Annotated in this window: 24 protein-coding genes; 6 read left to right on the top strand and 18 right to left on the bottom strand. The window is 69.7% G+C overall.

What is annotated here, in order from left to right; genetic code table 11:
* Positions 1-6: 6 nt before the first annotated feature.
* The 9 genes from FBY21_RS27490 to FBY21_RS27450 all read right to left on the bottom strand — a co-directional run bounded on the left by FBY21_RS27490 (position 7) and on the right by FBY21_RS27450 (position 8,465).
* The gene (locus FBY21_RS27490) at positions 7-315 is read right to left on the bottom strand and encodes a DUF6916 family protein (protein WP_052807580.1); all 309 of its coding nucleotides are present in this window, start codon (positions 313-315) and stop codon (positions 7-9) included.
* Between the two features lie 11 nt (positions 316-326).
* On the bottom strand, positions 327-824 hold the full coding sequence (locus FBY21_RS27485; RefSeq protein ID WP_236212253.1) for a GNAT family N-acetyltransferase: 498 nt from the start codon (positions 822-824) through the stop codon (positions 327-329).
* A 171-nt stretch (positions 825-995) separates the two neighbouring features.
* Positions 996-1,964, bottom strand: a complete 969-nt coding sequence (locus FBY21_RS27480) for a sulfotransferase (protein WP_142015490.1) — start codon at positions 1,962-1,964, stop codon at positions 996-998.
* Entirely contained in the window at positions 1,961-2,761 is an 801-nt protein-coding gene (locus FBY21_RS27475) for an aspartyl/asparaginyl beta-hydroxylase domain-containing protein (RefSeq protein WP_142015488.1), read from the bottom strand. Before FBY21_RS27475 ends, FBY21_RS27480 begins: the two co-directional genes overlap by 4 nt.
* A 37-nt stretch (positions 2,762-2,798) precedes the next feature.
* Positions 2,799-4,895 (bottom strand): HlyD family efflux transporter periplasmic adaptor subunit, encoded by a 2,097-nt coding sequence (locus FBY21_RS27470; protein ID WP_174244745.1) that lies wholly within the window; start codon positions 4,893-4,895, stop codon positions 2,799-2,801.
* Entirely contained in the window at positions 4,892-6,211 is a 1,320-nt protein-coding gene (locus tag FBY21_RS27465; RefSeq protein WP_142015484.1) for an efflux RND transporter periplasmic adaptor subunit, read from the bottom strand. The genes FBY21_RS27470 and FBY21_RS27465 overlap by 4 nt, the downstream gene beginning before the upstream one ends.
* Positions 6,208-6,981, bottom strand: coding sequence for an efflux RND transporter periplasmic adaptor subunit (locus FBY21_RS27460; RefSeq protein WP_409563824.1), 774 nt, complete (start codon positions 6,979-6,981; stop codon positions 6,208-6,210). Before FBY21_RS27460 ends, FBY21_RS27465 begins: the two co-directional genes overlap by 4 nt.
* Positions 6,982-7,090: 109 nt before the next feature.
* Positions 7,091-7,912: an aldo/keto reductase gene (locus FBY21_RS27455; RefSeq protein WP_142015479.1), complete on the bottom strand. Its 822-nt coding sequence runs from the start codon at positions 7,910-7,912 to the stop codon at positions 7,091-7,093.
* A complete protein-coding gene (locus FBY21_RS27450; protein WP_142015476.1) occupies positions 7,905-8,465 on the bottom strand; it encodes a cysteine hydrolase family protein in 561 nt (186 codons plus the stop codon). Before FBY21_RS27450 ends, FBY21_RS27455 begins: the two co-directional genes overlap by 8 nt.
* A gap of 161 nt (positions 8,466-8,626) precedes the next feature.
* Here FBY21_RS27450 and FBY21_RS27445 point away from each other — a divergent pair, with 161 nt between their 5' ends.
* Positions 8,627-9,790, top strand: coding sequence for an OpgC family protein (locus tag FBY21_RS27445; protein WP_142015474.1), 1,164 nt, complete (start codon positions 8,627-8,629; stop codon positions 9,788-9,790).
* On the opposite strand, the gene FBY21_RS27440 is transcribed toward FBY21_RS27445, so the two are convergent.
* Positions 9,772-10,470, bottom strand: coding sequence for a class I SAM-dependent methyltransferase (locus FBY21_RS27440; RefSeq protein ID WP_074971864.1), 699 nt, complete (start codon positions 10,468-10,470; stop codon positions 9,772-9,774). The two genes, FBY21_RS27445 and FBY21_RS27440, sit on opposite strands and share 19 nt — an antisense overlap.
* A gap of 161 nt (positions 10,471-10,631) precedes the next feature.
* On the opposite strand from FBY21_RS27440, the gene FBY21_RS27435 reads away from it, so the two are divergent.
* The gene (locus FBY21_RS27435; protein WP_142015472.1) at positions 10,632-13,736 is read left to right on the top strand and encodes a transglycosylase domain-containing protein; all 3,105 of its coding nucleotides are present in this window, start codon (positions 10,632-10,634) and stop codon (positions 13,734-13,736) included.
* Between the two features lie 160 nt (positions 13,737-13,896).
* Here FBY21_RS27435 and rmuC read toward each other — a convergent pair whose 3' ends face one another.
* The 4 genes from rmuC to FBY21_RS27415 form a co-directional block, all read right to left on the bottom strand.
* Entirely contained in the window at positions 13,897-15,258 is a 1,362-nt protein-coding gene (gene rmuC, locus FBY21_RS27430; RefSeq protein ID WP_174244768.1) for a DNA recombination protein RmuC, read from the bottom strand.
* Positions 15,259-15,424: 166 nt separating this feature from the next.
* Positions 15,425-15,838 carry a tetratricopeptide repeat protein gene (locus FBY21_RS27425; protein WP_044405541.1) on the bottom strand — a complete coding sequence of 138 codons (414 nt, stop codon included), beginning with the start codon at positions 15,836-15,838 and terminating at the stop codon, positions 15,425-15,427.
* A gap of 387 nt (positions 15,839-16,225) precedes the next feature.
* Positions 16,226-16,975, bottom strand: coding sequence for an RES family NAD+ phosphorylase (locus FBY21_RS27420; RefSeq protein ID WP_142016641.1), 750 nt, complete (start codon positions 16,973-16,975; stop codon positions 16,226-16,228).
* A gap of 18 nt (positions 16,976-16,993) precedes the next feature.
* Positions 16,994-17,365: an XRE family transcriptional regulator gene (locus FBY21_RS27415; protein ID WP_044405544.1), complete on the bottom strand. Its 372-nt coding sequence runs from the start codon at positions 17,363-17,365 to the stop codon at positions 16,994-16,996.
* 132 nt (positions 17,366-17,497) lie between these two features.
* On the opposite strand from FBY21_RS27415, the gene FBY21_RS27410 reads away from it, so the two are divergent.
* The 3 genes from FBY21_RS27410 (at position 17,498) to FBY21_RS29670 (ending at position 18,790) form a co-directional block, all read left to right on the top strand.
* Positions 17,498-17,980 carry a GreA/GreB family elongation factor gene (locus FBY21_RS27410; RefSeq protein ID WP_044405545.1) on the top strand — a complete coding sequence of 161 codons (483 nt, stop codon included), beginning with the start codon at positions 17,498-17,500 and terminating at the stop codon, positions 17,978-17,980.
* Between the two features lie 36 nt (positions 17,981-18,016).
* On the top strand, positions 18,017-18,412 hold the full coding sequence (locus FBY21_RS27405; RefSeq protein ID WP_142015468.1) for a hypothetical protein: 396 nt from the start codon (positions 18,017-18,019) through the stop codon (positions 18,410-18,412).
* Positions 18,413-18,616: 204 nt separating this feature from the next.
* Complete coding sequence (locus tag FBY21_RS29670) at positions 18,617-18,790, top strand: hypothetical protein (RefSeq protein ID WP_167368480.1); 174 nt, start codon at positions 18,617-18,619, stop codon at positions 18,788-18,790.
* A gap of 27 nt (positions 18,791-18,817) precedes the next feature.
* On the opposite strand, the gene FBY21_RS27400 is transcribed toward FBY21_RS29670, so the two are convergent.
* The 3 genes from FBY21_RS27400 to FBY21_RS27390 form a co-directional block, all read right to left on the bottom strand.
* The gene (locus tag FBY21_RS27400; protein WP_074971868.1) at positions 18,818-19,243 is read right to left on the bottom strand and encodes a LexA family protein; all 426 of its coding nucleotides are present in this window, start codon (positions 19,241-19,243) and stop codon (positions 18,818-18,820) included.
* Between the two features lie 109 nt (positions 19,244-19,352).
* Positions 19,353-20,957: a M28 family metallopeptidase gene (locus tag FBY21_RS27395; protein ID WP_074971869.1), complete on the bottom strand. Its 1,605-nt coding sequence runs from the start codon at positions 20,955-20,957 to the stop codon at positions 19,353-19,355.
* A 275-nt stretch (positions 20,958-21,232) separates the two neighbouring features.
* Positions 21,233-21,898, bottom strand: coding sequence for an O-methyltransferase (locus FBY21_RS27390; protein ID WP_142015465.1), 666 nt, complete (start codon positions 21,896-21,898; stop codon positions 21,233-21,235).
* Positions 21,899-21,992: 94 nt separating this feature from the next.
* Between FBY21_RS27390 and FBY21_RS27385 the strand changes: the two genes are divergently transcribed.
* On the top strand, positions 21,993-22,625 hold the full coding sequence (locus FBY21_RS27385; protein ID WP_142015463.1) for a TetR family transcriptional regulator: 633 nt from the start codon (positions 21,993-21,995) through the stop codon (positions 22,623-22,625).
* Between the two features lie 48 nt (positions 22,626-22,673).
* On the opposite strand, the gene FBY21_RS27380 is transcribed toward FBY21_RS27385, so the two are convergent.
* Entirely contained in the window at positions 22,674-23,267 is a 594-nt protein-coding gene (locus FBY21_RS27380; protein WP_044405555.1) for a TetR/AcrR family transcriptional regulator, read from the bottom strand.
* Positions 23,268-23,675: the final 408 nt, after the last annotated feature.

The following is a 23,675-nucleotide window of genomic DNA, read 5'->3' as shown; positions in this document are numbered from 1 at the left end:
TTGTAGTTATGCCGGCCGATCCGTATGGAACACGGCCTGGAGTACATGGCGCCCATCCTCGACGGGCTGGCCGGGGGTCAGCAGCAGCGCCCAGCCCTCCTCGCCGGGCGGCCCCAGGCGGTACACGTCCTGGGGCAGGCTGCACTGCGGCGGCAGTACGAAGTGGGCGTGGTAGCAGTGGTGGCGAGGGGTCATGGCGATGCCCTCCTCGACACCGAGCAGCTCGACGGGCAACACCTGTTCCGGCGAAAGCCAGAGGTGGAAGGACTGGCCGACGGCCTCGGAGAGCAGCGCGTAGGACGGCATGGGGTACATGGACGGGCTCCTCAGGACGGCATGGCCGGGCGCAGCGCCGGTTCGGCGGCGGCCTGATGGCCGCGCGGGTGGCGGCGCAACTTCAGGTACACACCGTTCTCCCCCACCACCTCGAAGCCATGGCGGAAGTAGAGGCGCTGGGCCGGGTTGTAGGACTCGACATGCAGCCCCGCACTGAGGCCCTCGCGGTCGGCCCGTTCGAGGAAGCGGCCCAGCAGCTCACCGCCAATGCCTCGGCCACAGGCCTCGGGCAACAGCGCCAGATCGATGATCTGCAGGTGGGTGTCGGTCCACAGCAGGTAGGCGCGGCCGATGGGCTGGCCAGCCTGCTCGATGACGTATTGCTCGGCGTCGGCGTAGTGCGCCTGGTAGTAGCTGCGCTGGGCCTGGAACTGCTGGTCGACGAAACGCTCGCGAGCGGCCTGGTCCCAGGGGGTGTGCTCCAGTTCGTGGGCACGGGTGGTGCCATACAGCGTCCGCAGGAAATTGCGGTCTGCTTCGGTTGCCAAGCGGAGGTTCAAGGTGTGGAGAGACATACGGCGTGCATCCCTGCTGGCCCCGGGAATAGAGCCTACAACTGTAGTTACAGTTTCCCTGCACGGAGCATAGACGAGGATTTCAGTTGGCCACCATCGAAAAACCGCCGTTCGGCGGTTTCTGCAATGAATGTGAAGTGGCATTCACAACTGGCGGGGTGAAAGCGCCTCCAGCGCGTCGAAAGGCGCCCTCGCCCACCGCTCGACGGCCGCCCGGGTGGCGTCGTCCGCCTCGCCGCGCTTGGCCTCGCCGTCGGCGCTGAAGGCCATCGCCGGGCGCTTCGCATCGTGCCCGGCAACGGCCTGCAGGTGCGGCACGGCAGCCGGGTCGATGCCCAGCAGCGAGCCCAGGCGGCCCCAGAGGGCGCCGGGTAGCTCGCGGTAGTTCAGGGCCACCGCCTCGCCGGCCGAGCACAGGTCGAGCCCGGCCTGCAGCAGCTGCCCGACCATCCAGGCGAGGTAGTCGCCGGGCGCCAGCGCCTCCCGCCCCGGCAGGCCGTCCAGCCCGGACAGGCCCAGCAATCCGGGAACCGCATGCAAACCGGGCTGGCGCTGGTGGGACACCACCACCTCCAGCGGGTCGCGGTAGAGGAACAGGCACGGCACCTCGGGGTAGAGCCGGCGCAGCAGCTGCGCCTCGAACAGGTTCCAGGCGTCCAGCTTCACCACCAGCCGGGTCTCGCCGCCACGGCGGCGCTGGCCATAGGCCGAGCACAGCGCGCGCACCGTCTCCGCCTGCCAGGCAGAAGCGCCGGGGTCGCGGTAATGCGCGCGCAGCACGGCATCCAGCGGCGGCGGCTCGGACAGCACCACGTGCCCAGGCAAGGCTCGCAGCAACTGCGCCAGCAGGGTGGAGCCGCAGCGGGAGGTGTGGAACACCAGCAGCGAAGGCTCAAGGCCGGGGCTGCGGGCCTGCCAGTCGAGCAGCGCGTCCAGGCCGGTCTGGCGGCGCAGGGCCAGGTTGAACGGCAGGCGCAGCGCTTCGTCCACGTCGTCGCTGAAGAAGGGCCGGGCCAGGGGCGTGGTGCCGAACCAGGCCCAGTCCAGCTGCCAGTTGCCGGCCTGCTCGAAGGCGCGGATCGGCAGCCACTCGGTGAAATCCAGGGCCGTCATCGCATGCTCCATTGGCGGCTCCAGGCCTGCCGTGCCTGGCGCATGACCATGCGCACATCCGCCTCGCTGAACACCAGCCCGAGGGTCTGGCCGGCAGCCACCGCATCGCGGCAGAAATCGGTGGGGTCGGTGATCAGTTGCAGGGCATGGGCCAGTTCCGGGCGCTGCTGCACCTGCTCGTTGAAGGCGGCGAAGGCGCGCATGCCCCGGCTCGGTTGCAGCGCGGGCGTGGTCGCCAGGCCCTCGGCGATGGCCTGGCGCAGGCGTGGGTTCACCATGCAGTCCAGCACCAGGTGGATGCGCGGCCCCGGGCCAGGGTTGTCCACCCGGTGCGGGCGGGACAGGTCGATGAACCAGCACTCCCCCGGTGCCATCGGCACCTGCCGGCCATCCACCAGGAACTCCACATCCGGCGGGCTGAGCAGCGGCACGTGCAGGCGCAGCGGCCCTTCCGGGCTGCCCAGGTCGGGATCGCAATGCTCGCGGATGCTGGCACCGGCGCCCAGGCGCAGCAGGCGGGCGCTGCGCAGGTCCTCGCCGAACCATTCGATGGCCGCCAGCCAGGCCGGCTCGGCTGCGCACAGGGCACTGCGGGCCACCGGGCCGAAACCCGGCGCCAGGGGGATCGGCGCATCCACTGCGGCCACCAGGTCGATGCCGCTCCAGTCGCCCTGGTAATAGCCGGTGTTGAAATGCGCCACCCAGGCCGTCGGGGCGATTCGTTCCAGGGCCGCCAGCAGCGGCGCCAGGTCGAAGCGCCAGGGCAGGCGGGAGCAGATCGGCAAGGCTTCGTCCATGGAACCCTCCTGGCAGGCTGTCCGTTCGATTGTTGAGCTAGAAACCGCTTTCCCTCACCCCCAACGCCGCCATGCGGCGCCAGGCGAAGCCCAGCAGCGATTGCCGGCTGCCCTCCAGCACCACCACGCCGCGCAGCGGCTGGTCGGGGGGCGGCAGGTCCTGCAGCAGGCTGAGGCGCACGCCGTACTGGGCCTGCACCGGCTCGGCGCGTTGCTGGGCATTGCGTCGCACGGCCACCTGGCCGTGGTGGTCGGAGGCCAGGGCCTCCAGTTCGAGGAAGGCGACGCCGGTGGTGTCCACCTCGTCCAGGCGCACCGGCAGGGCCGGCCGCGCCGGGTCGTCGGCGATGAAACGGCCCTCGGTGCCCGGCGCAACCCGCCAGAGGTTCTCCTCGGCCAGGTAGCCACGCAGGCGCAACCCGGGGGCGATCACCCGCGCCAGGGTCTCGCCGCTGTGCAGCCAGCGGCCCACCACCAGGTCCGGTGGCAGGTCGCGCACCACGCCGGCCAGGGGCGCGCGCAACTGCAGGCGCTCACGCTGGGCGGCCAGGCCGCGGTACTCGGCCACGGCCTCGGCCAGCTGCTGCTCGATCACCCCGGTCTCGGCGGCGGTCTCGCTGCGCCCGGCCTGGCGTCGCAACTGCAACTGGAGGATGTCGATCTCGCGGCGGACGATGCCCTGGCGCGCGTCCAGGTCCGGGGATTCCAGCTCCACCAGCAGGGCGCCCTGCTCCACCGTGTCGCCGTCCTTCACCCGCACCGCCTTGACCCGTGCACCGATGGGCGCGTGCAGGGTGCCGGTGCGCGAAGCCTCCAGCATGGCCGGCACGTCCACCGCATTGCGCCAGGGCACCAGCAGCGCCAGCAGCACCAGCCCCAGGGCCGAGCCGGTGAGCAGCACCTTGCGCGGGTCGGCCTGGTCGCGCCGCTGCCACCATTCGCCGAACTCCTTCCAGATCGGCAGGCCGATGAACCACACCAGCTCCACCAGCATCAGGAAGATGCCCAGCACCTTGAAGAACAGGTGGTACACCGTCAGCGCGATGCCGAAGAACAGCGCCGCACGCCAGATCCAAGCCCCGTAGCCCCACACCAGCAGGCGCCGGCGCATGGCCTCGTGCCAGGGCTCGGGGGCCGGCTCGCCGTAGCCGAACAGCGCCTCGCGCAGGCGCCAGCGGCACAGGGCGAAGGCGCGGTTCTGCAGATTCTCCACCTCCCACAGGTCGCTGAGCAGGAAGTAGCCGTCGAAGCGCATGAAGGGGTTGAGGTTGATCGCCAGGGTGGTGATCCAGGTGGCGCTGGAGAGCATGAAGGCCGCAGTGCGCGCCGGCCCGTCCGGCAGCAGCGACCAGGCCAGCAGCGCCAGCACCGCCAGCACCAGTTCGGCCAGCACCCCACCGGCGCCGATCAGCAGGCGTGAGCGGCGGTCCTGCACCCGCCAGGCATCGCTGACGTCGGTGTAGAACATCGGCAGCAGCACCATGAAGGCCAGCCCCATGCTCTGCACCCGGCAGCCGGCGCGCTTGGCCATGAAAGCGTGGCCGAACTCGTGGCAGAGCTTGGCGAAGGTCAGCGCGATGCCGAAGGCCAGGGCGCCGCCCAGGCTGAACAGGTGCGGGAAGGTGGCCAGGTAGCGCTCCCAGTCCCGCGCCACCAGGAACAGCCCCAGCAGTAGGATCACCGGCAGCCCGCGCCGCAGCAGCCAGGGCCCGTTGCGCTCCAGCACCGGCCAGGCACGGTTGAGGAAGCGGTCCGGCCGCCACAGCGGGATGCGGAAGAACAGGTACTGGTGCAGCACCTGCTGCCACAGGCTGTGGCGCGTGCTGGCGCGCTTGAGGCTGTAGCTGGCGCGCTGCTCCGGGTCGAGGGCGGCGATCAGGTCGTGCCCGCGTAGAAAGCGCAGCATCTGCTCCAGCTCACCGGCCCCGAGAGGCGCGCCCGGCTCGGCGTTGGCCGCCGCCAGCACCGCGCGGGGGTCGCCCAGGGACCAGTGGCGCAGCAAGCGCACGGCCGCCGCGCCGAGTTTGAAATAGCGGCCGCGCAGCGGGTCGGCCAGGGTCCATTGCGGCGCGCCCTCGCGGGTTGGCGCGGCGGCGGACAACTGCAGGTCGGAACGCAGGGCCGGCAGCATCACAACCCCAGGTTCTGGCGCAGCGCCGCCAGGGGCCGGCGCAGCAGGTAATAGGCCAGCGGCGCGCGGGCGCCGAACAGCTTGGCGGTGCCGCGCAGGCCGATGCGCGGCGGGGCGTCGGCGAAGGCCGCGTCGAGGCGGTAGGCCAGTTGCCCGGCGGCGGTGGCCTGGGCTTCGTAGGCAGCCCGCTCCAGGCGCGCGTCATGGCGGTTGAGCGGATCGCTGTCGAGGAACAGCGCCACCTCGGCGCCAGGCTCCAGGGCGATGGCGTCGCCCACCGGCAGCTCGATGCGCAGTTCGGCCTGGGCCGGGTCGGCGATCTGCATCAGCCGCTCGCCGGTCTGCACCGGCTTGCCGGTGAGGCGCTCGGCATCGGCGAACACGGCGATGCCGGCGCGCTCGGCACGGACTTCGCTGCGCGCCAGCAACTGCCTGGCGTAGTCGCGCTCGGCGCGCTTCTGCTCCACGCGGGCGGCCAGCAGGTCGATGCGCGCGCTGGATTCGGCATCGGCGAAGGCGCGCTGGCTGTTGGCCTTCAGCTCCGCCTCGGCCACCCCCAGGGCGCGCTCGGCAACGTCGGCCTGGGCCTTGAGGGTGGTGGCGTCGAAGCGCACCAGCAGGTCACCGGCGGCGACGCTCTGGTTGGGTTTGACGAGGAATTCGGCGATCACCCCGTCCAGCGGCGCGGCCACCACGCGGCCGCCCTGGGGCACCACTTCAGCGGGCGCCAGCACCGACTGGCGCACCGGCACCAACAGCACCAGGGCCAGCGCGGCGGCCAGGGCCAGGAGCTTCTTCTTCGGCCAGCGCAGGCGCCAGGGCTTGCGCGGCTGCAGGGCCAGCCAGGCGTGGCCGTAGGTGCCGCCCAGTTGCACCAGCAGGGCCTGCTCGGCCTCGCTCCAGGGGGTGTCGCGGGCGATCCACAGGCCGCCGAACACGGCGCCCTGGCGGTCCTTCAGCGGCAGCCAGAAGGCATGGGGCGCGGACAGTGCCTGCCAGTCGTCACGGCTGCTCTCGTCCAGGCTGCCGGGGTCGACCACGCCAGGCTCGCCCAGCAGGCCGGCGGCCAGGCGCTGGGCTGCCGCCCGTTCGACGAAGGCGACGAAGGGGGCGTTGGGCTCCACCACGCTGATGCCGGTGAGGGCGCTGACCTTGCCAGCGACCAGCAGCGCGGCGTGGCGGTAGCCGAACAGGCCCTGGCCATCGTTGACCATGGCGAAGGCCAGTTGCTCGGTCGTGGCGGCCTGCCGGGCCTGGGCCTGGAGGCCGAGGAAGACCGCGAAGACGCGCTCGGCGAAACCGGGCACCGGTGCGTTCATCGCGCCTCCGGGAAGCGCGCGCTGCCGCTCATGCCGGCCACCAGGCCCGGTGCATCCTCGGGCAGGCCGCCGATCAGCAGCAGCGTCTGGCTGCCTTCGTCGATGCGCGCGCCCAGGCGCTTGACCACGGCCTTGAGCGGCGTGCCGGTCTCGTCGGGGATGAACTCGAAGGGCTGGCCCGGCTTGAGGGCGCCGATCCAGCGCGAAGGCACCAGCAGGTGGATCTCCAGGGTGCGGTTGTCCACCACCTCCAGCAGCGGCGCGCCGCCGGGCACGCTCTCATGGGGCTGCACGCGGCGGTTGACCACCTGGCCGTCGTAGGGGGCCTTCACCTGGCAGCGCTGCACCTGCACCTGGTAGACCTGCGCCTCAGCCTGGGCCTGGGCCTGGCGGGCCTCGGCCAGGGCCACTTCGAAGCGCCCGACGGAGTTGAGGGCGGCCAGCTGCTGCTTGTTCTTCAGCTCCTCGCGGGCGGCGCGGGTGGCGGCGTTGGAGGCGGTGAGCTGGGCCTGGTAGGCGCTGCAGTCGAAACGCACCAGCACGTCGCCGGCCTTGAACGACTGCCCTTCGGCAAAGGGCATCTCGACGATGCGCCCGGCCAGCTCGCTGGACAGCACCGCCTGGTTGCGGGCCCGCAGCACGCCCCGTGGCGAGGGGGCCGATGCGGCGGCGGTGGAGGGTGCAGGGGCATCCAGCAACGGATCGTGGGCGGAGGGCTCGTCGGCCCAGGCGGCGGTTGCCATCGCCAGCGAACCCGCCAGCCCGTACATCAGGTGCTTCATAGGTCTGTCCCTAGATTCCAAGTGGTGCAGAGTCTAGGAGAGCGCTCGGACAATAGGAATCGGGTGTCGGAAAGATTCCTCCGCCGAGGACGAAGCGTCACACCATCGCCAGGGACCGCTTGCGGGTGGGGGCCGGCCAGGCGCGGTCGATCAGTGCCAGGTCCTCCGCGTCCAGGCGCAGGGCATGGGCGGCGGCGTTCTGCTCGATGTGCTTGGCCTCCACCGCCTTGGGGATCACCATCACCCCGTCCTGGCGCAGGGCCCAGGCCAGGGCCACCTGGGCGGGGCTGGCGCCGTGGCGCCGGGCCACCTCCAGCAGCGCCGCATCCCGCAGCAGCGCCCCACCCTGCCCCACGGGGCAGTAGGCCATGAGCGGCAGACCCTCGGCCTGCTGGCGCGGCAGCAGGTCGAACTCGATGCCCCGCGCCTCGGGGTTGTAGAGCACCTGGTTGGCGGCGCAGCCGGGGGGCAGCGCGTCGAGGTCGGCAACGTCGAAGTTGGACACGCCCCAGCGGCGGATCAGCCCGCGCTCGCGCAACTGCTCGAAGGCGTCCACCGTCTCCTCCAGCGGGTGCTCGCCGGGCCAGTGCAGCAGGTACAGGTCGAGGTGGTCGGTGCCCAGGCGCCGCAGGCTGCGTTCGCAGGCCTGGGGGATGCCCCGGCGGCTGGCGTTCCAGGGGTACACCTTGCTGACCAGGAACACCTGGTCGCGACGCCCGGCGATGGCTTCGCCCACCACCGTTTCGGCGCCGCCTTCGGCGTACATCTCGGCGGTATCGATCAAGCTCAGGCCCAGCTCCAGGCCCTGGCGCAGGGCGGCCACTTCGCGGGGGCGCTGGTCGGCGCGCTCGCCCATGTGCCAGGTGCCCTGGCCGATGGCCGGCACGCGGGTGCCGTCGGGGAAGGTGATCTCACGCATGGGGCGCCTCCTCGGGTTCGAAGCGGATGGAGTCGGCCGGCGCCAGGCGCAGCGGATGGCGCGGCTGGATGAACTGGGCCCAGACCCAGTTGTGGTGCTCGACGATGGCCTCGGCGCGCTGGTGCGGGCGGTCCTTGGTGGTGTGGCCGTCGCTGACCAGGGTGACGCTGAAGCCCTCGCTGGTGGCGCGGCGGATGGAGGTGTCGACGCAGAACTCGGTGGCGTAGCCCACCACCACCAGCTCGGTGACGCCCAGGGCCTGCAGGGTGGCCTTGAGCGGGGTTTCGAAGAAGGCGTCGCAGGCCGTCTTGCGTACCACCGGGTCGAGGGGCGCGCGCTCCAGGCCCGGGTGCAGCTGCCAGCCGATGCAGCCGGGTTCCAGCTCGCTGCCCGCCTCGCCGTCGTGCTGCACGTAGAGCACCGGGGCGCCGGCGGTGCGGGCGCGGTCGGCCAGGCGGTTGATGGTGGCGATCAACTCGGCGGCGCGCCACGGCTCCGGGTCGGCGAAGAACAGCCCCGCCTGCACGTCCACCACCAGCAATGCCTTGCTCATCGTCGTTCCTTGGGAGGGAGGGTGTGGCTGGCGATAGTGCCGGCTGGCGCCGCCCCGGTAAAGACGACCGCTGGTCTGCGCGGCGGAAACTCCACCCCCTGCCCCGGTCACAGCTTCAGGACCCCTTTCCGGCCTCTTGCCGCCCGCCCGAGTACGCCGCCATGCAGACAGGACGCGACCTCCGCATCGACTTCTTCCGTGGACTGGCCCTGGTGTTCATCTTCTGGGACCACATCCCCCACAACCCCCTGGGCGCGGTGACGCCGCGCAACGTGGGGCTCAGCGACGCGGCGGAGATCTTCGTCTTCCTGGCCGGCTACGCGGCGCTGCTGGCCTACGGCAAGCTGCTGCGGCGCGACGGCTATGGAGTGGCCTGCCTGCGCATCCTGCGTCGCGCCTGGGTGCTGTACATCGCCCACATCTTCCTGCTGGCGGTGCTGATGGGGATGGTGTTCTTCGCCAACGCCCAGGTGGGCGGGCGCGACTTCATCGACGAAATGGGCCTGGACTACTTCCTGGCCAACCCGCAGCAGGCGCTGATCGACGAGCTGCTGCTGCGCTTCAAGCCCAACCTGATGGACCCGCTGCCGCTGTACATCGTGCTGCTGGCCGGCTGGCCGCTGGTGCTGCCGCTGCTGCTGCGCCACCCGCGCACCACGGTGGCGCTGTCGGCGCTGGCGTACCTGGGCGCGCCCTACTGGAACCTGACGGCGCACCCGGGCGGCGAATGGTTCTTCAACCCGCTGGCCTGGCAGTTCCTCTTCGTCCTCGGCGGCGCGGCGGCCCTGCACGCCCAGCGCCACCCGGCCCCGAACCTGACCCCGGCCTGGCGCGGCACGCTGCTGACCGGTTGCCTGCTGTACCTGGCGGCCAGCGCGGCGCTGGCGCTGAGCTGGAAGGTGCCGGGCCTGCACGATGCCTGGATGCCGGACGCGGTGGCGCGGGTGATCTATCCCCTGGACAAGACCGACCTCTCGCCCCTGCGCCTGCTGCACTTCCTCGCCCTCGCCTACTGCACCGCGCGCCTGCTGCCGGGCGGCACCTGGCTGCAGCGCTGGCCGGCACGGGAGGTGGTGCGCATGGGGCGGCACTCGCTGGAGGTGTTCTGCCTGAGCGTGCTGCTGGCGCCGCTGGCCGATGCCCTGGCCACCCTCTACCGGATAGGGGCCGTGGGCCAGGTGGCCCTGGCCTGCGCCGGTGTGCTGCTGATGGTGGCCCTGGCCGGCTGGCTGGACCTGATCGGCCGGCTCGGCCAGCGGCAGCCGCCGAAGCCGGCGCTGGCCGCCCGTGGCTACGGCACCACGCCCTACGCGGCGGCGTCCTGAACCCGCAGCTCCATCAGCAGCGACAGCGGCATGCCGGTTTCCGGGTGGCACGGCTCACTGAGCCGCTCCAGCCGGAAGCCGGCATCGGTGACCAGGTTGAACCAGCCATGGACGGTGCGGAAGTACCAGGGCATCGGCTCGCGGAAGCCCTCGCCCATGCTGGCGAAGGTCTCCAGGCGCCAGCCGTCCCGGTAGCCTTCCGGCCCGCAGGCGGTCATCGGGTGGACGGTCTGGATCACCACCCGCCCCCGGGGCTCGAGCAGGCGTATCAGGGTGGCGAGGATCGGCCTCAGGTCCTCCTCCAGCAGGGAGAAGTTGCAGACGATGAGGTCGTACTGGCCGTAGACCTTGTAGTCCATCTCCACGACCCGGTAGTCGTCCGCCACGAACTGGCCGATGCCCTGGTTGCCATGGGCCTGCCGGGCGGCCTCGATCAGTTCATAGGACGCGTCCACCCCGACGAAATCGATCCCCCGGTAGAGCAACTCGCGGCACAGCCAGCCTTCACCACAGCCCAGGTCGAGCACCCGGCGCGGCCGGGGCGTGAGCACCGCATCCAGCACGGCCTGGTCGGTGACCAGGCGGCGGCTCTCGATACGGCCACTGCGCACGGCGTCGACCCAGGCCTGCGCATTGGCCCGCCAGCTGTCACGGATACGTTGGCTCGTCGAATCGGTCATGGCGCTCGCTCCCGGGAAAACGCGCGAATGAAAGCACAGCGCGCCCCACCCTGCCCATGACCGGCGGCCGATGATCGGCGCACCGGCCCCATTGCCCGCCGGGTGCGCCGCGACGGACTACGCTTGCAGCGAGAGCAGTCACCTGAGGCGGGTTCTCGATCATGGGCGTTGCCTGGCAGTCCCACGCATCATCGACCCGGTTGTCTTCGCACAGCCTGGACCCGGTGATCGCGCGCCGCCGGGCCCGCCGACGCCGTCACCGCCTCGCCGTGTGGCTGTTCCTGCTGCTGGTGGCGGTGATCCTGGCGCTGCTGGCCCGCGAGGAAATGCGCCACGCCTGGCTGCAATCCCGCGAGATCAGCCGCTACGCCGCCACCCTGGACTACCGCCTTGGCGACGGGCCCAGCCCGGCCATCCTCTTCCCCCACGACGGCCCCTTCGACAAGCGCCTGGGCTACGCCCACCTGCCGGCCATGCTGCAGCGCCTGGAACAGCGCGGCTACGAGATCCGCCAGCAGGTGCGCTTCTCCCCGGCGCTGCTGGAATACACCCAGCACGGGCTGTTCCCGCCCTACCGGGAGAAGGTCCAGGCCGGGCTGGACATCCGCGACTGCCGCAACGAACCGCTGTACACCTTCCGCTATCCGCAACAGCTCTACGGCGCCTTCGACGAGATCCCGCCGCTGCTGGTGAGCAGCCTGCTGTTCATCGAGAACCGCCACTTGCTGGACACCTCGCCCCTGGCCAACCCGGCGGTGGACTGGCCGCGCTTCGCCAAGGCTGCCCTGACCCAGGCCGGCAAGGTGCTGGACGTGCCCGGCCAGAGCGCCGGCGGCAGCACCCTGGCGACCCAGCTGGAGAAGTACCGCCACTCCCCCGCCGGGCTGACCCTCTCGGCCCGCGACAAGCTGCTGCAGATGGCCTCGGCCAGTGTGCGCGCCTACCAGGGCGGGCCGGAGACGCTGCCGGCGCGGCGCCGCATCGTGCAGGACTACCTCAACAGCGTGCCGCTCTCCGCCGCCCCCGGCCACGGCGAGGTGCACGGCCTGGCCGACGGGCTGCGGGTGTGGTTCGGCGCCGACTTCGAGCGCAGCAACCGCCTGCTGGGCCAGCCCCAGGACGAGCCCGGCGGCCTGGCCGAACGGGGCCTGGCCCTGCGCGAGGCGGTGGCGCTGATGATCGCCCAGCGGCGCCCGTCCCATTACCTCGGGCGCGGCCGCGACGAGCTGGAGGCCCTCACCGACAGCCACCTGCGCCTGCTGGCCGGCGCCGGGGTGCTGCAGCCCGCCCTGCGGGACGCCGCCCTCGGCGCACGGCTGACCTTCCGCGATCTGGAACAGGACCCGGCGCTGGCACGGGTGGACGGCAACAAGGGCATCAGCCTGGCCCGCACCCGGCTGTCGAGCCTGTTGCAGATGCCGCTGTACGACCTCGACCGCCTCGACCTGGGCGCCCGCACCAGCCTCCAGGGCGAGCTGCAGCAGGCCGTCACCACCTACCTGCACGACCTTGCCGAACCCGCCTTCGCCCAACAGGCCGGGCTGCTCGGCGAGCGCATGCTGACGGCGGAGAAGACCCGCGACGTGCGCTACAGCTTCACCCTCTTCGAGCGCACCCCGGCGGGCAACCAGGTGCGGGTGCAGACCGACAACACCGACCAGCCCTTCGACATCAACGAAGGCAGCAAGCTGGAGCTGGGCTCCACCGCCAAGCTGCGGGTGCTGGCTACCTACCTGGACTTCGTCGCCCGCCTGCACCAGCGCTACGCCGGGCTCGACACCAAGGCCCTGCGCGAGGTCAACGTGGACCCGCAGGACGTGCTCAGCCGCTGGGCGCTGGACTACCTGGCCAGCCACCCGGACGCGCGCCTGGCGCCGATGCTCGATGCCGCGCTGGAGCGCACCTACTCCGCCAGCCCGGCGGAACGCTTCTTCACCGGCGGCGGCATGCACACCTTCGGCAACTTCCGTCGCGAGGACAACGGCCGCACCCCGACCCTGCGCGAGGCCCTGCGCGAATCCATCAACCTGCCCTTCGTGCGCTTGCTGCGCGACCTGGTGCGCCACGCCATCTACTGCCCCGACGGCGACAAGGCCGCCCTGCTGCGGGACGACCGCGACCCGCGCCGGCAGGGCTACCTGGACCTGTTCGTGTCCCGCGAGAGCCAGACCTACCTGCTGCGCTTCTGGAACAAGTACAAGGGCAAGGACGCCGACGCCCGCATGGCCACCTTCCTCGACGGGCTGAACCCCTGGCCCGCCCGGCTGGCGGCGATCCACCGCTACCTGCAGCCCCAGGCCGACCGCGCCACCTTCGCCGCCTTCATGCGCGCGCGCCTGCCCGGCGAAGCCCTCGGCGACAAGCGCCTGGCGGATCTGTACGACCGTTACGGGCCGGGCGCCTTCGACCTCAACGACCAGGGCTACATCGCCCGCGTGCACCCGCTGGAGCTGTGGCTGCTGGCCTACCTGCAAGGCCACCCGCAGGCGAGCTTCCGCGAGGCGGTGGAGGCCAGTGGCGAGGTACGCCGCGAGGTCTACGGCTGGCTGTTCAAGTCCCAGCGCAAGAACGCCCGGGACTCGCGCATCCGCACCATGCTGGAGGTGGAGGCCTTCCTCGACATCCACCAGCATTGGCGTCAGCTCGGCTACCCGTTCGACCACCTGGTGCCGTCGCTGGCCACCGCACTGGGCAGCTCCGGCGACCGCCCGGCGGCCCTGGCGGAGCTGATGGGGATCATCATCAACGACGGCGTGCGCCTGCCGACGGTGCGCCTGGACGACCTGCACTTCGCCGCCGACACCCCCTACGAAACCCGGGTGCTGCACGAAACCAGCGGCGGCAGGCGGGTGATGCCCTCCGAGGTGGCCGCCGCCCTGCGCGGCGCCCTCGCCCAGGTGGTGGAAGGCGGCACGGCGCGACGCCTGCAGGGCGCCTTCCGCCAGCCAGATGGCCAGCCGCTGGTGATGGGCGGCAAGACCGGCACCGGCGACAACCGCCTGCAGACCTTCGGCCGGGGCGGCCAGGTGCTCGCCTCCCGGGCGCTGAACCGCACCGCGACCTTCGTGTTCTACCTGGGCCCACGCCACTTCGGCACGCTGACCGCGTACGTGGCCGGCGACGAAGCCTCGGGGTTCCGCTTCACCTCGGCGCTGCCGGTGCAGGTGATGAAGGGCATGGCGCCGTTGCTGCAGCCCTACCTGGAGCCTGGGCGTGCCACCTTGTGCCAGGGGCCGCAGACGGCGTTGGAGGTAAGGCAGTTGTAGCGATGAAGGCCGCGTTGCCGGCCTGTGGACAGCTGGGCGGAGGAGCTGGAAAGGCCGAGGGCACGCTCGCCTTGCCGGGCGAGCACCTGGTCTCTGAAGCAGACGCCCGCCAGACGGTGAGCAAATCTGAAGCGCTTGCGAAAAGCCGTTTGCCCCCCGCCTATTCCCGTACCTCGTCTTCATCCCCCCACGCCGCTGCCTGCTCCAGCAGGTCGGGGGCGAGGCTCTTGCTGGCGCGGGCGCCCAGCAGCTTGAGGTTCTCGGCACGGGAGATGAGGTTGCCGCGCCCGTCCACCAGCTTGTTGCGGGCGGCGGCGTAGGCCTTGTCCAGTTGCTGCAGGCGGCTGCCCATCTCGTCCAGGTCCTGGATGAAGGCGACGAACTTGTCGTACAGCGCCCCGGCGCGCTCGGCGATCTCGCGGGCGTTCTGGGTCTGCCGTTCCTGGCGCCAGAGGCTGTCGATCACCCGCAGGGTGGCCAGCAGGGTGGTGGGGCTGACGATGACGATGTGCTGGTCGAAGGCTTCCTGGAACAGGCCGGGGTCGGCCTGCACGGCGGCGGCGAAAGCAGCTTCGATGGGCACGAAGAGCAGCACGAAGTCCAGGCTGTGGAGCCCTTCCAGGCGCTGGTAGTCCTTCACCGAGAGGCCCTTGAGGTGGCCGCGCAGGGAGCCGACGTGGGCCTTGAGGGCCTGGAGGCGGGCATTCTCGTCCTCGGCGGCGAGGTAGCTCTGGTAGGCGGTGAGGCTGACCTTGGCGTCCACCACCACCTGCTTGTCGCCGGGCAGCTGGATCAGCACGTCCGGCTGGAAGCGCTGGCCGTCGGGGCTGTTGAGGCTGACCTGGGTGCGGTACTCGCGGCCCTTCTCCAGGCCGGCATGCTCCAGCACCCGCTCCAGCACCAGTTCGCCCCAGTTGCCCTGGGTCTTCTGGCCCTTGAGGGCGCGGGTGAGGTTGGTGGCTTCGTCGCCCAGGCGCTGGTTGAGCTGTTGCAGGCGTTCCAGTTCGCGGCCGAGGGAGAAACGCTCGCGCGCCTCTTGTTGATAACTCTCCTCGACGCGCTTCTCGAAAGCCTGGATGCGCTCCTTGAGCGGGTCGAGCAACTGGCCGAGGCGCTGCTGGCTGGTTTCGGCGAAGCGCTGCTCGCGCTCGTCGAAGATGCGCCCAGCGAGTTCGGCGAACTGGGCACGCAGGTCGTCACGGGCGGCTTGCAGGTCGGCCAGGCGCTGGGCGTGGGCCTCCTGCTGCTCGCGCAGTTCGGCGGCCAGGGCGGCGCGCTCGCTGTCGAGACGGCGCAGCTCGGCGTCCTTGCTGGCGCGTTCGTCGTTCCAGCCGGCGACGGCTTCACGGGCGGCGCGGCGCTCCACGGCCAGCAGTTCGGACTCGCGGCGCAGAGCGGCAAGCTCGGCCTGCTGGTCGGCGTTGAACTGGTTCAGTTCGCGCACTTCCGCCCGGCAGTCCTCCAGCTGGGCGGCGAGGCCGTCCTGGGCCAGTTGGGCAGTGGCCAGGCGCTCGTCCAGCACCAGGCGCTCGGCCTCCAGGACGGTGACCCGGCGTTGCTGGCGCCAGGCCAGGCCGAGCAACGGCGCGGCGGCCAGCAGCAGGCCAAGCAGCAGGTTGGGCAGATCGAGTGGCATGGAGGGCTCCGCGGCAGGGTGCCGGGCAGTATACCCAGCGCTCTGGGGGCGGTCAGGCCTGGGGCAGGCGGGTCAGCAGGCGGCTGGCCTCGTGGGAACCCTGGGCGGCGGCCTGTTCCAGCCAGTGGCGGGCCTGCTGAAGTTCCTGGGTACGCGGCTGGGTATAAAGACGCCCCAGTTCGAGCTGGGCGCGGCGGTCGCCGGCACGGGCGGCCTGGCGCAGCAGGTCGAGGCCGATGCGGCGGTCGCGGGTGTTGCCACAGTCCCGGCAGAGCATCTGCCCAAGGCGGCTCTGGGCGGCGACCACGCCCTGGCGGGCGGGCTGCTTGAGCAGGCGGCCGGCGATGCGCTTGACGCTGTCGGCCTGGCTCAGTCGCGGGCTGTCCAGCAGCCACAGGGCGACGCGCAACGGCAGGCGTTGGTCATCGGTGCGGGAAGGGTCGATGGCGGGGGTGCGAAACTTCATTGAAAGGCAGGGGAAGCCGAGAAGGCGCGCCACTCTACTCCTTTTTTTCCACAGGTAAAGACTTGCCAATATCCACAGGCGGCGTTCTAGAGGGCCGCCTTGGGACAATCCACAGAAGCTGTGGATAACTTTGTGAAAAACGTGCTCACACTTCTCCCGGGGCCCGATGGAACGGGCCTTACAGACAGATTGGCGATTTTTTCACCAGTGGAAAAAGTCCTTATTTTTCATCGTTTTAGATTGACAAGACGAAGAATCAAATGGTTACGCGCGTTTGTGACTGCGAAATGACAGGGTGCTTCGCGAGTGTGCACAACTGCGTTCACGGCCCCGCGCGAACGCCCTGTTTCAGGGCGTTTGGCGGGGGGTGACAGGGCCCATTCCGGGTCACGCCGGCTGGGGGATGACGCCGTCCACCAGGAAGGCTTCGCGGCGGAACAAACGAGGCTGGTCCGGCGCCTGGGCGTGCTTGTAGGCGACGTAGTCGGCGGTGGTTTCGCAGAACCAGGGGGTGAGGTTGCGCGGGCGCCGTTCGGTGAAGGCGTCGGGGGTGAACAGGGCGATGTTCAGCCCCTGCTGCGGGCAGCGGGCGGAGCGGTATTCGAAGGCTTCGACCCCGGCGGCACGCATGGCCGCCCCCAGGGCCTGGGTGGCACGGTAGTCGCGGCGATCGAGCAGCGCCGGGTAGGCATCGAACGGCGGGTTCTGCAGGCTCACGCCGCGCTCCACCTGGAAGCGCGCCTCGAAGGAGGCGTGCTCCGAGAGGATGCGTCCGCTGGGCGGTGGGGTGGCCATGCCGCTCCACAGCACGAAGCGGTAGAAGGCGCCTTCGGCCATGGCCGTCTCCAGGCGCGCGGCGGCGTAGAACAGGCTGGGCTCGTGCACCGTGCCGAAGCGCGAGCCCCAGCGCAGCGGCGGGTAGCGGAACGGGGTCTTGAGCAGGTAGTGCAGCGGCTCGGCGCTGCGCGGCAGGAGCGGTTTGCTGGTCTCGATGAGTTCTTCCAGCAGGGCCTGTTCGGCGAGGTTGTCCACCAGTTGCAGGGTCGCCACCTGTTCCTGGCTCTCCACCAGGCGTACCACGCGCCCGCGCAGAGGGGTGATGTGGCGTTCGCCGTCGCATGCGCTCCAGATGTCCATTTCCATGCGCTCTAACTCTCAGACCTTGCCGCGAATGGCGTCGAGGTACTCCACCACCCGCACCAGCCCCTGCACCTGCCCCATCAGCTCCAGGGGTACGCCGCCGAGGTGACGGTTCTCGGTGCGCAGGAAGTGGCGCATGTCCTCGAGGTTGCCGCCGAACAGCGCGAACAGGGCGCGGTAGATGCGGATCACCAGCAGCGCCAGTTCACCGGTCTTGCTCTGCGGGCGGATGCTGCCGGCGTCGGCCCAGCGGGTGACGACGGTGCGGTGGACGCCGACGATGTCGGCCAGTTGCTGGCGGGTCAGCCCCAGTTGCTCGCGGGTGTTGAGCAGGGCCTTGGCCAGGACGGCGTCGGGATCGAGGTGGGGGCGGGTCAGCGCGCTCATGGTCTTCCTCCGTGCGTTGGCATCAATATACATCATCGATGCTGCTTTATCACACACGGAAGCGCCCTGCGGGCGCATCGACAGCCACGCGCCAGGACGTAGAATGGCCCGCCCACGCGAACCGGACCGACCATGGACAAAGCCCACCTGCTCCGCCTCATCCTCGACCGCCTGGCCGACGACCTGCAGTTGCTGCAGCGGGCGGCACAGACCGCCTACGAGACGGCGACCCACGAGGAGAACATCGCCGAGAACAAGTACGACACCCTCGGCCTGGAGGCGTCCTACCTGGCCACCGGGCAGGCCCGCCGTGCTGCGGAGATCCGCCAGGCGGTGGGCCTGTACGAGGCGCTGGTGCTGCGGCCCTACGACCCAGAGCGCGGCATCGCCCTGGGTGCGCTGGTGTGCCTGGGTGACGAACAGGGCGGCGAGCGCTGGCTGTTCCTCGGCCCGGAGGCGGCCGGCCTGCTGGTCCAGGCCGAGGGTGCCGAGGTGACGGTGATCACCCCGCGCGCGCCCCTGGGCCAGGCCCTGCTGGGCAAGCGCGAGGGTGACGAAGTGGTGGTCGCCCCTGCGGGCGTGCCCCAGGTGTACGAGGTGCTGCAGGTGGCCTGAGCGGCTAGCCTTGCCCCCATCCAGAAGGAGACCGACATGACCCGCCGTACCCGCCCGCCCCTGCGTATCACCTATTCCCCGCTGCAACTGGTGCTGTGCATCGCCCTGGGCATCTGGCTCGGCGCGGTCGCCGTGGTGGCCACTGCGTGGCTCGGCTACCAGGCAGTGGTGGCCCAGGCCTGGAGCCAGGCGTCGGGGCGTGCCGCCCTCCCCTCCATCCCGCCAGCCGATGCGCCGGCGCCCCAGGTGGACAAGGGCAGCGAGATGTTCCAGCACTACCAGGAGCGGCTGGACGCCGCCCAGCAGCGCGACAACGAACGGGCGGAGGCCCGCGATCGCGCACAAAGCCCGCAATGCCAGTTCTGGCGCGAGCAGCAGCGCAATGCGCCGACGGAAAAGGCCCGGCAGAACGTCGAGCGCTTCTGCCAGTAAGAACCGTTGGGCCGGCACCGGCCCGACCAAGCGACCTGCACTTTCCGCCCACCGGGTTGCCCAACCCTGCATGGGGTGGCCTGGCGCCATCCGACGAATGCCCTGTCGCCTGCCGACCGGAGGCCATGCCCTGACACACCCGGCGAAGCGGCGCGGACTAGACTTTCCAGCAGGCACCCACACGCGGGTGCCAAGGCGGTTGTTATGAGTCCTGAAGGCTTTATCGTGCTGTTGGTCGTGGGCTGGCTGCTGGTGGCAGTGGCCATGTTGTGGGGCATGTTGCGCATCGCCCATCACCACCACCATCCCACCACCCGAGCGCCACGCCAGGCGCCCCACCCGCGCAAGCCCGGCAAGTCGCGCCAACTCCTCCACTGACCCCGAACGGCCCTGGGCATCCCTGCCTCAGGGCCGGCGGAAGCTGTGGGTCACCACGCCCCGGACGCGCCACGCTTCGCCCGGTGCGAGCGTTACCGGCGGGTAGCCCTCGCTGGCGGCGCGGAGCACCTTATGGCCGTTCTCCAGGCACAGCCGGCGGATGCAGAAATCGCCCTCGATGCGGACGACCACCAGGCTGCCATCGCCAGGCTCCAGGGCCCGGTCGGCCATGAGGATGTCCCCGGCGTACAGGCCGATGGCGCTCATGCTGTCGTCCTCCAGGCGCAGGCTGAAGGTCTGCGGGATGTCGACGCCGAGCAGGTCGTCCAGCGGCGCGCTGCCCGCCAGGTGCAGGCGGACCGGCTGCCGGGGGGCCTGGTCGAGGGCGAGGGTGTAGAGCGGCAGGGTGGCGTACGAGGGGCCGAGGCGGCCGATGATGCGGACAGTCCCCATGGCGGATTCTCCGAATACTGTTCATACATACAGTATTTCGAGAAAGGAAACGCCGTCAACGGGGAGAAGCCCTTGCGCCGGGGCCATCGGCGCAAGGGAACAGCTGGGATCAGCGCACGTAGTCCGGACCCCAGCGGTCGCTCTGGCGAACGCTCTGGGAGCGCAGCAGGCCCTTGCCGCCGGCTGCCTTGGCAGCGGCGATCTCGTCGTCGATCACCTTGGTGGAGATGGACAGCCAGCTGGTGACGAAGGCCATGGCATCGGCATGCAGCTCCAAAGCCTCCAGGCTGATGTTGGCCGTGCTGTCGCAGGCATTGTGGTAGCACGGATCGAACGGCTTGCCGGCAGCACCGCCGTACTTCTGCGCCTGTTCGGGGGTCTTGATGTCCTCGGCGCCGGTGAACAGGCCACCGAAGGCGATGCCGTCCTCGAAGAACTGCGCGTAGTCGGAGCGGAAGTCGATCTCGGTGCCTTCGCTGGCCTGGTTGCGCAGCTTGAAGTAGGCCTCGAACAGGTGCTCGATGGCGCCGGAGCCGGGCGGGCCCTGCAGACCGAAGGACGAGCCGTCACCGTCGTAGATCTGGTTGGCGTAGTTGGGCGAACCGATCATGTCGAAGTTCAGGTAGGCCTTGATCTTCTTCTTCTCCTCGGCGGTGAGGTTCTTCACGTAGTAGGTCGAGCCCACCAGCCCGGCCTCCTCCGCGCCCCACCAGGCGAAACGCAGCTTGTTCAGCGGGTAGGCCTTGCGCAGCAGCACGGCCATTTCCAGCAGGGCGGCGCTGCCGGAGCCGTTGTCGTTGATGCCCGGGCCTTCGAACACCGAGTCCAGGTGGGCGCCGGCCATCACCACGTTGTTCGGGTTGCCGTAGCGGGTCTCGGCGACCACGTTGTAGGTCTGGGTCTTCTCGCGCACCACGTCCACCACCATGCGCAGCTGCAGGCCGGGGGTCTGCGACCAGGCCACGCCGTTGTCGTAGGTGGCGAACATCACCGGTACGCCGCCTTCGTAGCCGTCGCCGAGGGTGACGTTCTCCAGGCCCTTGCGGTCGTCGGTGTTGCCCTGGTTGAAGATGATCACCCCCGCCGCACCGGCGGCCGCGGCGTTCTCCGCCTTGACCTCGAAGCTGCAGGTGCCGCGCTGGACCAGGGCGATGGCGCCGCTGGGGAAGTTGGCGAAGTCCTCCGCTTCGCAGCCGCTGCTGCTGGTGTTGCCGGCCCCCAGGGCCAGGTCCACCGGCACCACCGGGGCGCTGATGTCACCGGCCTCGGTCTGGGAGAGGTAGTTGAAGTCGGTCTCCCACACGTAGTTGCCCGGAGTGGGCGACACGGCGCTGAGGGTGCCCGGCCCCTTCGGGTAGAAGGCGGTGAAGGGGAACGGCTGCACCGTGACCTTGTAGCCGGCCTTCTCCAGGGTGCGCTTCACGTAGTCGATGGAGGCCTGGTAGCCCGGCCGGCCGGCGGCGCGGTTGCCCTCGTTGAGGCTGGCGATGTCTTCCAGGGCCTGCAGCCGCGCGAACACGTTGCGCGCCTGCATGCAACGCGGCAGCCCCAGGGGTGTGCCCACCAGAAGGGGTGAATTGCAGATGGCGGCGTTGGGTTTGCCGGGGCTCCAGTATTCCTTGAACTGCTCGGCGTCCGAGGTGGGCCCCGCCAGGGCGGCGGTGGAGAGAGCGAATGCGATGGAACCGGCAACACGTTTGACGTTGTTCTTCATGTTGACTCCAATCCATTTGAAGTGGCTTTAGGCAGGCCTGGGAATGGCGCAATGCCATTGTCCGTACGGCATCCTTCGGACGGCCTCGAACCTAGACTGGACGGTGTAGCCGGGGTTCTCCCGGGGAGTCGCCGGTTTCGTGAAACTTGTCGCTTTTTTGATACAAAAAGGCGCAAAGGGCCGCAAACGGCGACGAAACGCCAGGTATTTGCCATCAAGACGCCAGCAATTTCACACCTGGATTCCGCACCACGGCCCGGCGCCTGTGCCCCGCCTCAGCCCAGTCGCATGGACAGCTCCACATCACCGCCGAAGGGCACCGACAGGTAGCCCCCCGCAGGCGTGCGGACGTGGGCGAGGTACTCCGGGCTGTGGTCGGCGTTGTCGGCGATCACCAGCGCGCCCGCTCGCAGGCGCGGCTCCACCAGCGCCAGCACCTCGGGGTACAGCGCCTTGGCACCGTCCAGCAGGAGCAGGTCGACCGACTCGGGCAGGTCCGTGCGCAAGGTCTGCAGCGCATCGCCCCGGCGGATCTCCACCAGGTCCAGCAGGCCGCCGACCTCCAGGTTGCCCCGCGCCCGCGCCACCTTGCCGGGCTCGAACTCGCAGGTGATCAGCCGACCGCCGCCGTTGTCACGCAGGGCGGCCGCCAGGTGCAGGGTGGAGATGCCGAACGAGGTGCCGAACTCAACGATGTGCCGGGCACCGCTGCTGCGGGCCAGCATGTACAGCAGGCGCCCGGTCTCCCGCGAGACCGGCAGCGGCAGGTCGCGCAGCTGGGCATACAGTTCCAGGTAATCGGTCTTGCTGTGCATGAGCCGGGTCAGGGCCGCGCCGTCCAGCCCGGCCAGGGCGGGATGGTCGTCGACGGACAGGGCGTCGGCCTGCTGGAACAGGCTGTCCAGCAGGGAAGCAAGGGGGGCGGAAGTGAGGGTGGTCATGGCGACTCCGTGGGTCAGGTTGAGCGCTACGTTGCGCCTGAATAGAATGCGACGATTTCGTCACATTCACCCATTCGCATTCCGCCGAGCCCCCATGCCCGAACGCCGAAACCCGCGCATCGCCACGCGCAAGGAGCCCCAGCAGGCCCGTTCCACCGAACTGGTGGCGAGCATCCTCGACGCCGCTATTCAGGTTTTGCAGAAGGAGGGCGCGGCGCGCTTCACCACCGCCCGGGTCGCCGAACGCGCCGGGGTGAGCATCGGCTCGCTGTACCAGTACTTCCCCAACAAGGCGGCCATCCTGTTCCGCCTGCAGAGTGACGAATGGCAGCGCACCACCGACCTGCTGCGACAGATCCTCGAAGACCGCGAGCAGCCTCCGCTGGCCCGCCTGCGCCAGCTGGTGCAGGCCTTCGTCCACTCGGAATGCGAAGAGGCGGACATGCGCACCGCCCTCAACGACGCCGCCCCGCTCTACCGCGATGCCCCGGAAGCCAGGGAGGCCAAGGCCTACGCCAAACGGCTGTTCCTCACCTTCGTCGAAGAAGCCCTGCCGACCACCACCGACGAGCAACGCGCCCTCGCCTGCCAGTTGCTCACCACCACCCTCGGCGCCGTGGGCAAGAACTTCTCCGAACAGCCCCGCACGGCCGAAGCCATCCATGCCTTCTCCGAAGCGCTGGCGGACATGCTCTGTGCGTACCTGCGGGGGTTGGGGGCGGAGTGATCGGCAAGCCGTGATCCGGCCGCTACACCTCGGGCGGGCTACCGCCCTTCAGCGACTGGCGGGCAACCCCGGCGCCTTCTCGATCAGCGCCTCCAGCACCAGGCGGATCTGCTCCGCCGGATCGTCCCGGCCCTGCAGCATCAGCCCCTCGGAGAGAGCGGTGAAGGTCATGGCCAGCAGCTCCCGACTCATCGGCGCCTGCTTGCCACGGTGGTGGAAGATCAGCTCGATCAGCGTGCCCAGCGCCTCGCTGTTGGCCTGGTGCAGGTCGTGGTAGTGCTGGGCGAAATCCGCGTCGCGGGCGGCGATCAGTTGCAGCTCCACATCAAGGATCACGCACGGCTTGTTGTTCTTCAGGTTGTCGATGTACATCAGCAAACCCTGGCTCAACTCCGCCGTGGACGCCCCGCTGGCCAGGGCCTGGCCAAGACGCTCGATCTCCACGCCCTTGAAGCGCTGGGTGAGGGCAACCAGCAGGTCGGCCTTGCTGGCGAAGTTGGAAAAGAATGCCCCCTTGGAGTAGCCGGCCTGCTCGGCGATATCACTCACACTGGCGGCGTGATATCCCTTGCTCACCATAAGTTCCGTCGCCGCTTCGAATAATTGCTCGCGGGTATGAAGTTGCTTCTCTTCGCGGCCCATTCTGGTTTTGGTCAATGTGCTAACTCCAGACCTCGATTCTGAAAAGATGCCGGTCGGCCCTGCATCCCCCCGACTGCAATACCAGGCTTTCACCGCCTTTTGACCCGGCGCAGCATAACGCATCGTTCTCCGGCACGGACGTACCCGGTATCAAAACCAACTCGCCGGTGATAACGCGTTATCACCGGTTGCCGAAGCGCTCGCACAGCGCCCGGCCATTCCCTCGCCGGCGCCAGGCGCGGGTCATCAATTCGCCAGCATCCGGCGCGATGACACAAAAAATTAACCTGCAAACGCACTGATCCGACGAGCGGCACCCATACCGAACCCGAACAACATAGCCATGAAAATCAACAGGTTATGCACCTAAAACCCCTACATGAACAGGGGTTTTGACACATTCGGATA

The sequence above is a fragment of the Pseudomonas sp. SLBN-26 genome, from assembly GCF_006715895.1.
GTDB lineage: Bacteria > Pseudomonadota > Gammaproteobacteria > Pseudomonadales > Pseudomonadaceae > Metapseudomonas > Metapseudomonas otitidis.
The sequence above is the reverse complement of the archived record's forward strand: the minus strand, read 5'-3'. Positions and strand labels throughout refer to the sequence as shown.